Consider the following 12,928-nt stretch of genomic DNA (forward strand, 5'->3'; position numbering starts at 1 on the left):
AGCTTTTTCAAAAAAACCCAGTTATGCAATTCTTAACATGCGTTGGCCATGATTTTCATATTGTGTTGCTTGAACTAGCTGTTGATTTCTTGTCATTAGAATGAAGAACTAATATATTGTGAAGTAATAACAAGGGAGATTTGTGTGTTTTTAGAGCGTTTCCAGGAAAAGATTCATTCTAGCCCACATGATGTATTAGGTTTACACCTAGGCATTGATGGTAAAAAAGTGATTCGCCTTTGGCGTCCTGGAGCAGAGAATATTTATTTAAAAGTATTTGGATCCATAGTTCAAGCTAAAAAGATCGACAGCAAGGGATTATTTGAATATGAAGTCCCTGAAAAAACAGAATTTAGAGATTACCGTGTTTATCATCAAAATGGTTTGCTAGCAAGCGATCCTTATGCCTTTGGTCCTATTTTTGGCGAGTTGGATAAACATTTGTTTGCACAAGGTGTTCATTACCGTCTCTATGAAGTTATGGGAGGGAAAGTAAGCACGCATCAAGGAATTGCAGGAGTAAAATTTACAGTTTGGGCTCCTAATGCAAAATGGGTTTCTTTAGTAGGCGATTTTAATCATTGGGATGGTCGTGTTAACCCCATGCGCAGTTATGGGGGCATTTGGGAGTTATTTATTCCAGGGATTGGTAATTATCAAAAATACAAGTTTGAAATTCATACCGATGGGGAAGTATTTCTTAAAACAGATCCGTATGCGAACTATTGTGAGTTAAGACCTGCTAACGCTTCTATTGTATTTGATGTTGATCGATATGAGTGGCAAGATCAAGTTTGGCGAGAAAAACAACTAAAACGCAATAGAGATAGTTATCCTTTGAATATTTATGAGGTTCATCTTGGGTCCTGGAAGAAAAGAGATGGGCATTATCTCAATTATAGAGAGATGGCTTTTGAACTAGCTCAATATTGCAATCAGATGGGATTTTCTCATGTAGAACTTCTCCCTATTACAGAATATCCTCTTGATGAATCGTGGGGATATCAAGTAACCGGTTTTTTTGCCCCAACTAGTCGATTTGGAACTCCTGAGGATTTCCAATATTTTGTAGATTATCTACACCAGCAAAATATTGGAGTCATTTTAGATTGGGTCCCCGCGCATTTTCCCCTAGATAGTCATTCTTTACATCTCTTTGATGGAACGTGTTTATATGAGCATAAAGATATACGCCAAGGATATCACCCTCATTGGAGTACTTGTATTTTTAATTATGGTAGATTTGAAGTGTCGAATTTTCTGATCGCAAGCGCTCTTTTTTGGCTTGATAAGATGCATGTTGATGGCTTTCGAGTAGATGCAGTAGCTTCCATGCTTTATTTAGATTATGGAAGGGAAGCTGGTGAATGGATCCCTAATGCGTATGGAGGCAGAGAAAATTTAGCCGCCATTGAATTTATCAAACATCTTAACTCCATTGTACACCAATTATTCCCTTTTGCATTGATGTGTGCTGAAGAGTCTACTTCCTTTACCGGTGTAACGCATTCTTTAGAAAAAGGTGGTCTTGGTTTTAACCTTAAATGGAATATGGGCTGGATGAATGATAGTTTGCAGTATTTTTCTAAAAATCCTCTTTTTCGCAGCTATCATCAAAATATACTTACGTTTAGTTTACTATATGCTTTTTCTGAGAAGTTTATTCTTCCCCTATCTCATGACGAGGTCGTTCATGGTAAAGCTAATCTACTCTCTAAAATGCCAGGGGACGATTGGCGAAAATTTGCAAATGTACGCCTATTCTATAGTTGTCAAATCTGTTATCCAGGAAAGAAGCTAGTTTTTATGGGGGTAGAGTTAGGTGTGTGGAAAGAATGGAACTCACAAGAAGAGCTTCCTTGGGGGCTTTTAGCCTATGAAAGACATCAAATGCTTCAGAGATTTTTTCAGCAAATGAATGCTTTTTATCAGAAAAATTTCGCACTATGGCAGTGGGATTTTGATTCTAAAGGATTTGAATGGATAGATTTTTCAGACCAAAAGAATTGTTGTATTAGCTATTTAAGAAAGGCCGAGCAACAACTTTTGTTTTGTGTGCATAATTTTAGTGCTAATTGTATACCCAATTATGTAATTCATTTGTTAAATGTAGTACGAATAAAAGAAGTATTTAATACAGATAAAAAAGAGTATGGTGGTTCTGGTAAACTAAACTCTTCTGTAGAAATCATGAATAATCTGCAAAAAAAACCAATCGGTGTACAATTTCAACTCTCTCCACTTGCAACAATGATTTTTGAGGTGCAATTTGTCTGCTAAACAAGTTTCTTTTACACATAAACAGTACACGCAATACATAGAAGAGATCCATAAACACGATCGGCTCTATTTTCTCGAAGCCAAACCCGTTATCTCAGATTATGAATATGATCAGTTGGTAAAAAAAGTAGAAGAAATGGAGAAAATGCATCCAGAGTGGATTGATCCCTCCTCTCCTACTCAGCGTTTAACAGACCAACCTTCTAAGGGATTTATTCAAGTAAAACATACAACTCCTATGCTTTCCCTAAGCAATACCTATTCCCAAGAAGAGGTGGAAGATTTTATTAAACGCATGCAAAAATGGCTAGGTCCTCAAAACTTGCAGTTTTGTACAGAGCTAAAAATGGATGGGGTAGCTATAACCGTCTGTTATCAAGATGGCAAATTGCTACAGGCTCTCACTCGAGGGGATGGAAAAGTAGGTGATGATATTACCGCAAATATTAAAGCTATTCGCTCTATTCCTCTTTGTATAAAAACAAAAAAGAGAATAGAGGTTAGAGGAGAAGTATTTATGTTGCATCGGGTTTTTCAAAAGCTCAATCAATCCAAGGTAGCTGTAGGAGATGAGTTATGGGCAAATCCAAGAAATGCAGCAGCGGGGTCTTTAAAGCTACTTGATGCAAATCAAGTAGCTAAACGTTCTTTAAGCGCTGTGTTTTATGCTTTTGCTAATGAAGCAGAGGCTCCTTGCACAACTCAATATGATTGCCATCACTATTTAAAATCTTTAGGCCTTCCTAGCTTTTCCGATGCATATATCAAGCGTTGTCACACAGCAGATGAGATCATGGAGTTTGCAAAACAAATTGAGAAAAAAAGGCATCATCTTGCGTTTGATATTGATGGGATTGTAGTTAAAATAGATCTACTAAAAGATCACGCAGAGCTTGGTGTTACAGGTAAAAGCCCTAGATGGGCGATTGCTTATAAATTTGCTCCTGAGCAAGCCGAAACAAAAATTAGAGATATTACCGTGCAAGTAGGCAGAACAGGAGTATTAACCCCAGTAGCTGAATTAGAACCTGTATTGTTAGCTGGTAGCACAATTGCTCGGGCTACTTTACATAATCGAGAAGAAATAGAGAGAAAAGACATTCGTATTAAAGATTATGTAATCATTGAAAAAGGAGGCGATGTCATTCCTAAAGTGCTGCAGGTTAACTTAAAGAAACGCATAAAATCCTCAACTCCCTGGGATATGCCACATTTTTGTCCCAGTTGTGGTAGCAAAGTGGTGCAATATGAAGGCGAGGTTGCTATGCGCTGTCCTAATACTAAAAATTGTCCTGAGCAAGTTATGCGTAAAATCTTCTTTTTTGCAAGTAAAGATGCTATGAACATCGAACATTTAGGGGACAAGGTGACTAAACAACTCATCGCAAAAAAATTGATTCGCAGCGTAGCCGATCTCTATCAATTGACTAAAGAAGATTTAGCTCAATTAGAAGGATTTAAAGAAAAATCGATTCAAAACTTGCTAAATAGCATTGATAAATCTCGCCATGTAAGTTTGGATCGGTTTATCTTAGCTTTGGGAATTAAATATGTAGGAGAAGGCTCTGCCGAATTGCTTGCACAAGCAGCTAGGACAATCGATAGGCTTTTAGAAATGCACATGGATGAACTGCGGAAAATTCAAGGAATTGGAGAAAAAACGGCTATTGCTGTTGTTGAGTATTTTAAAGATCCAAATTATTTACAGGAGATAAAGGCTTTACTCGAAGCTGGGGTAAAACCTCAATCGATGCAAACAATTCAGATTGAAAATCACTATTTTGCCAATAAAATATTTGTGTTAACCGGTACTTTAAAAGAGTATAGTAGAATAGATGCTGCTCTTCTTATTAAAGAAAGAGGAGGCAGGGTAACAAATTCTGTGAGTCGTAATACCGATTATCTTCTAATAGGTGAAGATCCAGGGTCTAAATTGGCTAAAGCACAAGAATACAAAGTCCATATATTAAATGAGCAAGCTTTTAAAAAGCTGCTATAGGAGAGAAGATGTATAAAAAACTGGTTAAAGGCGCTCTTATTGGAGGAGTTACTGTTTTTATTTGGAGTATGCTCTCTTGGATGATTTTCCCTTGGCATACACAGACCTATTTTAAATTTACAAATGAAGCAGAAGTTGCAAAGGTTCTCAAAGAAAACACTTCACAGAGCGGAATTTATATTTTACCCAATACGAGTCATTATTCTAATAACACACCTACGAAAGAGATGAGAAAAGCAGAAGAGATCTTAAAGACAGGTCCTTTTGTATTTGCCTCCATAAAATTAGGAGGAATGAAAAAAATGGGGCTTACAACTCTAATGATCTCTTTATGTTCCTATATTCTAGCAGCAGCAATGATATCCTGGATGCTTTTACAAACACAAGGACTGCGTTTTTTAGAAAAGGCACTTTTTGTGACAATGATTGGGTTATTAACAGCGATTATAGGTGTATTACCTAATTGGAATTGGTGGCATTTTTCTACAGCTTATACCCTTATAACTTGCTTAAACCTAGTTATTGGTTGGGCATTAGCAGGCTTATTAATGGCTAAAACTCTTAAGACTTGAATGGGGAACAAGCTCTCCAAGTAGGGTTTGATTGCTAAATCCGATAATTTTTACGGTTTGCAAAGAGCCAATTAAAGAAGTATCTCCTGCAAAAATCACACTTTTCCAACATCTACTGCGCGCTTTGAGATTTTTATCTTTAGTGCATTTTTCTACTAGCACTTCTATACAAGAACCTAATATCTCTCGTCTTTGTTCTGTACAGATTTGCTCATGTAACTGTAAAAGACGCTGCAGACGCTCTTGTTTTACCTCTTCTGGGATATCATCTTTCCAGCGAAATGCAGGGGTCCCTTTACGGGCGCTATAAGAAAAAATGAAAGCTACGCTGTAACGAATTTCTCTCAAGACATCATAGGTTTGCTGAAACTCTTGCTCTGTTTCTGTTGGGAAACCGACAATGATATCTGTGCCAAGCGAAACATTGGGTACAATTTTTTTTAATAAAGCTACTTTTTCTAAGTAGGTTTCCAAAGTGTAAATACGATGCATTTTTTTCAAAATGCGATTAGATCCAGCTTGGATCGGGAAATGCACAAATTCACATACAGAAGGAAGATCTCGGATAGCTTGCATAAGTTCAACGGTGATATCCACAGGATGAGATGTCATAAAACGGATGCGTTGTAAACCCTGTATTTGATCTAAGCGGTAGAGCAAATCGTGGAATAAATAACCCCATTCTGCTTTATCCTTGCCATAGCTGTTGACGTTTTGCCCAAGCAGTGTAATTTCTTTGTAACCTTTTTCCACAAGGAGCTTACATTCTTCAAGAATTTGATCAGGATGGCGAGAAACTTCTTGCCCTCGCGTATAAGGAACAACGCAATAGGTGCAGAACTTATCACATCCTCGAATAATGGAGACAAAGGCTTTAATAGGATCATCTCGTTTCGCTACCAAATAATCCAGATTTTCTTCAAACCGATCCACAGTTCGAATGGTTTTTTTACCTTTTAGCAAAACCTCATCAAGCACCTCATTCAAATCGCTAATATTATTCGTACCTAATACGAAATCCACATGAGGAAGCTTGCGAAACAAAGAATCTTTTTTAGCCATTGCCATACAGCCTGTAATACCAATTATGGGTCTTTCTAAGAAATTTTTCCTCATCCGACCTATCTTGCCAAAGGCTTTGCGCTCAGCTAGATCGCGAATAGAGCAAGTATTAGCGATAAAAAGATCTGCTTGATCCTCTTCTAATACGCGTTTTAATCCTCTTTTTTCCAAAAGACCAACCATGATTTCCGTATCAAGCTCATTCATTTGGCAGCCATAGGTCTTTACGAAAAAAGTTTTTACTTGTTGTTTACGCATAATGATCTTCTTTGAATTTAAAAATTAAGAGGAGTCTAGCTTAAAAAGGAGCTTTTAGCAAGCTTATCTCAAGCAAAAGTCTTAAGTTCTTGGCAAAAAAAGAACAGACAAGTAAACTATCGTTTCTTTAATAAATAAACTTAAAACTCTTTTAAAGGCTTGTAGATGAATGCAAAACAAGATAAAACATTTTTTGTCACCAAAGAGGATGCTCGCCTTAACCGCAGATGGTTCAAACTAGATGCGTCAGGTAAGACTTTAGGAAGATTTGCTAGCGAAGTAGCTAAAATCTTAAGAGGGAAACATAAAACAGATTTTACTCCTAATACCGATACAGGGGATGGTGTCATTGTTGTTAACGCAAGTAAAATTGCGGTTACTGGTTCAAAAGATGCTCAAAAAATTTATCGCTATCACACAGGAGCTATGAGCGGAATGCGGGAAATCCCTTATCGTGTTATGCTTGATCGAAAGCCTGAATACATCATTTTAAAGGCGGTTAAAGGAATGATGCCAAAAACTAGGCTCGCAGAAGCTCAACTAAAAAAGTTGCGTATTTATGCAAAAGAGGAGCACGATATGCATGCACAATCTCCACAATCCGTTAACATCTAATAGGGACTTATGAAAGAACAAGAATTTATTGGAACGGGCAGAAGAAAAACAGCGGTTTCTTCTATTCGCCTACGTCCCGGTACTGGAAAGATAGAAGTAAATGGAAAAAAATTTGAAGAGTACTTTCCTTTAGCCCTGCAAAGAACAACCATTTTATCCCCTTTAAGTGAGGTGGATAACCCTGAGAACTACGACCTTATCATCCGTGTAAAGGGTGGTGGCATTGAAGGTCAGGTGATTGCGTCTAGACTGGGCATTTCTAGAGCTTTAGTTGAGCAGAACATAAACAATCGGCCAGTCTTAAAGGGTTTAGGCTTTTTAACCCGTGATTCTCGTAAAAAAGAACGTAAAAAGTATGGACAACCAGGAGCTCGTAAGCGCTTCCAGTTCTCAAAACGTTAGTTTCTCTCCTTGTTTTAGGGCTTTATTATTTAAAGCCCTTTTTCGATGGTCCTAAACAAGCAGTGATTATCTAAATTTTAATTTATAGATAAAGAATATATTATGCTCCAAAAACATTGGAGTCATAAATGAATATCTCTTACCCTAACTGCTGTTCACATACAGTAAGAGCCTGTTTAAAATCTTTTCAGTAAGGTATAATGATAGTTTTCATAAAACCTTTGGAGGTAATTATGACCCGCTCTTATCCAAGCGATATCTCTCGTAAGCAATTTAGCAAAATCCATCTAATACTTGAGTCTACACGCAAAAAAACACGTCCACGAATAGTTGATCTATAGTAGTACCGATTCAAACGGCTAGCTTAATGGGGTTCAAGTCAACGACTTGAAACTTGTCGTTAATCCTATATTTTTCTATACGATTGAATCGGAACCAATATATTACCCATAGATTATCCTAAATGCAGGGCCAACGCATGAAGATTTTGCTTGATAATTGAGAGATAAAAAATGATTCTGGCTCCTTTTTCATAAGGAGTATAAAATGGAAGGATTCATTCATTCTTCATCTATTATGATGCATTTTTCGAAATTACCAGATCCAAGAAAGGCGCGCAATCAACTATATAGCCTTCATGATATACTCGTTTACATTTAAATTAAGAGGTTTAATATATAAACATTTTTATACAAAAGATAACATATCCTTGTAAGATAGAGTGGTTTTTTCAAAAAAACCCAGTTATGCAATTCTTAATTTGAAATCAAACTAGTCTAATAAAAAATTTCGTAATAATCGATATTATGAAAAATTCTTAGATTTTAAGAAGGCGATTTGTTCTTTTTTTGAAAATATTCCTAAATATCGGGAAGAACTGCAGCCTCTTTTATCTAAGAAATTTTACTTAGTTAAATCTTAATTTAAAGATAAACGAGTATACAAGTTATGCAAGAGATCTATTAACGCAATTCGAAAGAAAGTCATTTGCTTGTTTGGAGAAACGGCAATTCAAATCTATGGGCTAATTCCAAAAAAGTGCCCTAAGGGGGTGGGAATGTAGGTAAGAGGTATTATGAATACATATTTGCGAACTGAAAAATATTTTAGCAGAACATTTTGATTGGAACAAGTCTAGACTAACCGTATTAGTCAATAGATCTATTTATGAAACTTTTAGAACCAACTTTAGAAAAGATCAAAAAGCGATACCCTATAACTGTGTTTGCTTAAAAAACGCTTTAAGAATCCAATTGATAGAGCGTACTGTATTTTTTTTGTAAGTAATCAATAAAGGGTTTTTCTGAAAGAATAGACCCTGTAATTTTTTGACAGAGTTCTTCTTGTGTATATTGCCTTCCAAATTTATGAATATGTGTTTGTAGCCAAGTGCGAATAGGGGAGAGATTTCCTTGTTCTGCTTGTGTTCCCCAATTAGGCTGATCTTTTTTGAACTGAGAGAAGAATTGCGCTGCATAAAGATTTCCCAAAGCGTAGGTAGGAAAGTATCCTATCATTCCTAAAGACCAGTGGATGTCTTGCAAGCAACCTTGGCTGTCGATCTTTGGATCAAGGCCCAGATAATCACGCATGCGCGTATTCCAAGCTTCAGGGATATCTTTAACCGATAAAGATCCTTCGATGAGCTGCTTTTCTATTTCAAAGCGTAATAAAATGTGCAGATTGTAACTAATTTCGTCGGCTTCGATTCGTATGAAATGGGGTTTTATACTATTAATAGCTCTATAAAACTGATCTAAAGTAATCAATCCAAATTGTTTAGGAAGATTTTGTTGTAATATGGGAAAAAAATACTGCCAAAAATGCCTGTTTTGACCAATTAAGGTTTCCCAAAAACGAGATTGGCTTTCATCAATCCCTAAAGAAAGTGATTCAGCAAGAGGAGTCCCGTAATGTTCAGCAATAAGGCCTATATGGTATAAGCCATGGCCTCCTTCATGCAGTGTTGCGCTAATGGTGCCTAGAATATTTTCTGGATTTACAGCTACAGTCATACGGGTATCTTTAGGTTGTAGGCCTGTACAAAAGGGATGTACAGAGTAATCTAAACGAGAAGAAGAGAGAGAAAATCCCATTTTTTCCAAAATCAAATGAGCAAATTCTAGCTGTATGTGTTTAGGACATAGCTGATAAAGAAAATGATTTTCTACAGGGCTTTTAATAGATATTTCTTTAAGCAATTGTTTTAAAGGCGGTTTTAATTGGTTAAATATATTTATCAGATCAGAGGTTTTAGCGTCCGGCTCATAGGTGTCTAATAGAGCATCATAAGGATGCTCTTGATAGCCGATAATATCTGCTTTTTTGCGGCAAAGAGAAATCACTTTTTGTAGATGAGGAAGAAATAGTTTAAAGTCGTTATGTTTTTTTGCCATTTGCCATACATGAGCTGCATTAGATGTCACAGTGGCAAATTTTTTGACAAAAGAAGAGGGAATTTTAGCCGCTAGCAGATAATCTCTACGCCATCTTTTCAAAGCGATTATTTGTAGGAGGGTTAGATGAGGGTCTTTGATTTCTTTTGTATCCAAATCAATTAAAGAATTTAAGCTTTTTGCAAAGGCTTTGCTTGTTTTTTTTTGATGAACCAAGCCAGAAAGAAGAGCGATTTGTTCGGGGCGATATGCAATTCCTTCTGCTGGCATGTAGATTTCTTGATCCCATTCGAGCAGATAGGTAATAGAAGAGAGATGGGCTATTTGTTTAGAGAGCTTAATGAGTTTTTGATAGGGATGCATAGATTATCCAATGATTTGCCTATCTTTAGATTAGATCAAAACTCTAAAAAGATGAAGCTAGATTTTAGTTATTTGCTATCTGCTTTTTATTAAATATACGTATAAAATAAGAGCTTATGCTATGAGCTAATGGGGTGCAGAAGGCAATGCTTAAGAAAAATAAAGTAATTCCACCACTACCCACAACCACATCAGAGAGCCAATGAGCGCCTGTGATCAACCTAGGTATACAAAGAAAACCAGCATAGAACCAAGCTACAATGGCAAAACGCCAACCAGCTAAATAAGAGAAGCTAGCGGCAAAAAGCAAGGCTGTTGTGGCATGGTCTCCCGGGAAGCTTGTTTTAGATACATCTTTGATTTTCATCCAAGGGATTTCCTGTGATAGCATTACGCTATTTTCAACTACTAAAGAAGGACTAGGTCTTGGTATGGAAATAAAATTACGAAAAAGCATACAATTTACAAAGAAGAGAATAAAAGCAATATATAAAATGCAAAAGAGCAATTGTGCGATACGTATTTTACGTAAAGAATACGGAGATTTTTGTATCCATACAGTGAAAAATACCAATATGCATAGATCTTCTACCCAGTCTGCATATTTGTGATTTGCGCAAGCCCAAAATACTTGCCAATAGTGACTATCTAATAGAGATTGATTGACCAGTTTAAAAAATGCAATGTCTAGCTTTTGCCAATAGATAGCTGCTTTGGGCCACAATAAGCTTGCTAGTAAAAGCGCTAGAAGAGTTTGTAAAAGAAAAAGGGATCTGAGTTTATATGAGGTGGTCATTGTACTCTCTTAAAGTATCGGTAGGAAAATAGACTAAAGCAAATGCAAAAAGGCATAAGGATTGCATAAAAAGCAGAAATGGTTTCATTTTCGCTTAAAATTAGAGCTGCATCTAGTAGAGTAAAAAAAGCAATAAATCCAAATAGGGCCAAAGCATAGGTTAAAAAGATAGGGAAAGAGCGTCTATGACTTATGCAAAAGGGGGCAATGGCAAGAACCGCTAATAAAGATAAAAGAGGCATAGTAATTTTCAATAAGAAATAAGAAAGAGCTATAGGATATTCGTAAGGGCTTACTCTCTTTTTAACTAAGTCTTTAAACAGAGTGCTGATCTTTTGATTCTCTAGAGAAAGAGGTGGTTTGTAATTTTCTAGAAGGCCTTTAAATAAGGTAAAAAGGTATTTTTCAAAAGACTCTACTTTTTCAAAATGCCCTTTACTATTTCGCTTAAGCTGGTCTACAAAAAACCCTATGGGCTGTTTTAGATCATAACAAAGAGATTTCATGCGCCAAATTTCGTCAGCACTGCGGATCCAAAATACATCGGTTAGTAGTTGTTTTTGAGGGTCTTTAGCTTGATAAATGAGTTTAGATTGGTCAGATAAAGACATCATGTAAAGATGGCTATCTTTAGAAGAGGATTTCCAATGCTGTTCTTGGAATTGATCGACAAAAGTTAAACTAGAAGGAAGTATCCATTCATTACTCATATAATTGAAAAGAGCTAAAGCAATAGCTAGATAAAAGAAAGGGCGTAGAATCACTTTTAAAGATAAACCGGAAGCTCTTAGAGCCACCAATTCCCCCCTTGTCTTGAGTGCAAATAACACCTTTATCGTAGTGATTAAAACACCTAGGGGAATCAATAAGTCAGCTCTTTTAATGAATTCAAATAGATAATATAAAAACATATGAGAAAAAGTAATTTTTGTGTCTTGCATAAAGTCTTGCATGTGTAAAGAATAATCTATTAATGCATAGATGGAGTAAAAGCAGCCTAAAAAAAGAAAGAAAAAACTGCTTATTTCTCGGATGAGATAGCGTTGCCAAATTTTCACATGCATTATTCAATCCCTTTAGAAACCAATTTTAGCTGTCTATAGCTAGCACAAACTATTAAAAGGTGGGGGATGAGTAATAGGCTAATAGCTAAAAGCGCGTTAGGATACATGGATTTAGCAATAATAAAACATAACATAAAAAAAGCTACTAAAGAAATAGCCCACAAGATTTTTTTCTTGGATTGATTGCGACCAATCTGCAGCCCTAGGTAGGTGCCAATCAATGTAAAGGTAAACGCGGCAAAAGCGATGGAGATTCGTTTAGCTATTTCAATGAGTATTTTCTTGGGTATTTTAGAATGTGCTTCTAAGCTCTCTTTTGCCAGGAGCATACGCAATGTTAGGTAATCGTGATGAGATAACCAATTTGTATGCTGCATAAACTGACCAAGCTGAATGGCCTTTATTTTCATGTGATCTTGATTTTCAATCATAAGATGATCAAAACCCTGCTCTTGTTTGGAATCAAAAGAAGAAATATAAGAGATTGCACTTCCTTCTAATTCTTCATTAACCAAAGAGAGATTTCTGAAAGAAAACAAGCTAAGGCGCTTGTTAGAGCTATTGTTAATAGCAATAATAACATCCTCTGCAGACGTAGCTCCTTTGGAGACCTGCAGGTCTATATACATATTTTTAAGTTTGACAGGGCTTTCTTTTTGTAAAATAAATAAAGGATTAAAAGTTACTGTTTCGTAGATGAGCATTCTTGCTTTGCTGCGACAAATGGGGGCTAATTCAAAAGCAATCATAGCATTGAGCAAAACCAATAGAAATCCTGAAGCTAAAATGGGGCTTACAATTTTTTGCAGGCTAAGGCCAACCATACGTAAAGCTGTAATTTCTTGATGATAGCTCAGCCTTTGAAGAAGCAAAATGGAAGAGATTAGGCAAGAAATAGGAATAGCAATCGGCAAAATATAGGGGATTTGATATAGAGAGAATAGAATAATCTTGGTAAAAGAAGCTTCAGATGTGATAAATCTAGCAATTTCTTGAAAACGAAGCACAAGTAATACACTAATAAATGCGCTTACACAAAGAAAGAAAACTTGGAAGTAGTTGCGCAATAAATAGCGCCATAAAATGGGCATAAGCGTAAAATAATGAATTAAAAGTCATGC

Annotated in this window: 10 protein-coding genes and 1 pseudogene; 6 read left to right on the top strand and 5 right to left on the bottom strand. The window is 36.2% G+C overall.

What is annotated here, in order from left to right:
• The first annotated feature begins 144 nt into the window (after positions 1 to 144).
• From glgB to RHABOEDO_RS03870, 3 genes are read left to right on the top strand one after another with little or no spacing between them, the layout of a single operon-like run.
• Complete coding sequence (gene glgB, locus RHABOEDO_RS03860; protein WP_245397556.1) at positions 145 to 2,280, top strand: 1,4-alpha-glucan branching protein GlgB; 2,136 nt, start codon at positions 145 to 147, stop codon at positions 2,278 to 2,280.
• A complete protein-coding gene (gene ligA, locus RHABOEDO_RS03865; protein WP_215216721.1) occupies positions 2,270 to 4,279 on the top strand; it encodes an NAD-dependent DNA ligase LigA in 2,010 nt (669 codons plus the stop codon). Before glgB ends, ligA begins: the two co-directional genes overlap by 11 nt.
• An 8-nt stretch (positions 4,280 to 4,287) precedes the next feature.
• On the top strand, positions 4,288 to 4,851 hold the full coding sequence (locus tag RHABOEDO_RS03870) for a hypothetical protein (RefSeq protein WP_215216720.1): 564 nt from the start codon (positions 4,288 to 4,290) through the stop codon (positions 4,849 to 4,851).
• Here RHABOEDO_RS03870 and miaB read toward each other — a convergent pair.
• On the bottom strand, positions 4,825 to 6,171 hold the full coding sequence (gene miaB, locus RHABOEDO_RS03875; protein ID WP_215216719.1) for a tRNA (N6-isopentenyl adenosine(37)-C2)-methylthiotransferase MiaB: 1,347 nt from the start codon (positions 6,169 to 6,171) through the stop codon (positions 4,825 to 4,827). The genes RHABOEDO_RS03870 and miaB overlap by 27 nt on opposite strands.
• A 165-nt stretch (positions 6,172 to 6,336) precedes the next feature.
• On the opposite strand from miaB, the gene rplM reads away from it, so the two are divergent.
• The 3 genes and pseudogenes from rplM to RHABOEDO_RS03890 all read left to right on the top strand — a co-directional run.
• The gene (gene rplM, locus RHABOEDO_RS03880; protein WP_215216718.1) at positions 6,337 to 6,786 is read left to right on the top strand and encodes a 50S ribosomal protein L13; all 450 of its coding nucleotides are present in this window, start codon (positions 6,337 to 6,339) and stop codon (positions 6,784 to 6,786) included.
• 9 nt (positions 6,787 to 6,795) lie between these two features.
• A complete protein-coding gene (rpsI, locus tag RHABOEDO_RS03885; protein WP_215216717.1) occupies positions 6,796 to 7,188 on the top strand; it encodes a 30S ribosomal protein S9 in 393 nt (130 codons plus the stop codon).
• A gap of 233 nt (positions 7,189 to 7,421) precedes the next feature.
• Positions 7,422 to 7,526: pseudogene (locus tag RHABOEDO_RS03890) on the top strand (IS5/IS1182 family transposase); the annotation flags it as partial.
• Positions 7,527 to 8,429: 903 nt separating this feature from the next.
• On the opposite strand, the gene RHABOEDO_RS03900 reads toward RHABOEDO_RS03890, so the two are convergent.
• From RHABOEDO_RS03900 to RHABOEDO_RS03915, 4 genes are all read right to left on the bottom strand, one after another.
• Positions 8,430 to 9,947, bottom strand: a complete 1,518-nt coding sequence (locus RHABOEDO_RS03900; RefSeq protein WP_215216715.1) for a carboxypeptidase M32 — start codon at positions 9,945 to 9,947, stop codon at positions 8,430 to 8,432.
• A gap of 64 nt (positions 9,948 to 10,011) precedes the next feature.
• A complete protein-coding gene (locus RHABOEDO_RS03905) occupies positions 10,012 to 10,743 on the bottom strand; it encodes a phosphatase PAP2 family protein (RefSeq protein ID WP_215216714.1) in 732 nt (243 codons plus the stop codon).
• The gene (locus RHABOEDO_RS03910; RefSeq protein ID WP_220017794.1) at positions 10,740 to 11,801 is read right to left on the bottom strand and encodes an LptF/LptG family permease; all 1,062 of its coding nucleotides are present in this window, start codon (positions 11,799 to 11,801) and stop codon (positions 10,740 to 10,742) included. Before RHABOEDO_RS03910 ends, RHABOEDO_RS03905 begins: the two co-directional genes overlap by 4 nt.
• Positions 11,802 to 11,806: 5 nt before the next feature.
• Positions 11,807 to 12,898: an LptF/LptG family permease gene (locus tag RHABOEDO_RS03915; RefSeq protein ID WP_215216712.1), complete on the bottom strand. Its 1,092-nt coding sequence runs from the start codon at positions 12,896 to 12,898 to the stop codon at positions 11,807 to 11,809.
• Positions 12,899 to 12,928: the final 30 nt, after the last annotated feature.

This window comes from Candidatus Rhabdochlamydia oedothoracis (assembly GCF_019453995.1).
Classification (GTDB): domain Bacteria; phylum Chlamydiota; class Chlamydiia; order Chlamydiales; family Rhabdochlamydiaceae; genus Rhabdochlamydia; species Rhabdochlamydia oedothoracis.